A 281-nucleotide genomic window follows, 5' to 3' on the forward strand; every position below is an offset into this window, starting at 1 on the left:
AAGAAGAAGGTCCGATGGTACTTGAGCTAAACGCACGCCCTGGATTAGCAATACAGATTGCAAACGGCGCAGGTTTATTACCTCGCTTGCATCATATTGAAAACCTGGGCACACCGGCTGAATACCCAAAACCAGCAGAGCGCGTTGCCTACGCTGCTAAGCAATTTGGTGTTCACGGTAGCGAAATTGTTCAAAACTAAGCTCATCTAAATTAAAGCGAAACGACTCAGTTATTGATACTGAATCTAGCTCGATAAAAAGGCCGCATAACTCTGAGAGTT

Annotated in this window: 1 protein-coding gene; it reads left to right on the forward strand. The window is 44.8% G+C overall.

Going from position 1 to position 281, the window contains the following annotated elements:
- The coding region (locus AB4486_RS26480) for a sugar-transfer associated ATP-grasp domain-containing protein (RefSeq protein ID WP_372119739.1) at window positions 1-200 on the forward strand (200 nt) is incomplete at its 5' end.
- Window positions 201-281 lie beyond the last annotated feature (81 nt).

It is taken from the genome of Vibrio sp. 10N.222.55.C6, assembly GCF_041473395.1.
GTDB classification, from domain to species: domain Bacteria; phylum Pseudomonadota; class Gammaproteobacteria; order Enterobacterales; family Vibrionaceae; genus Vibrio; species Vibrio crassostreae_C.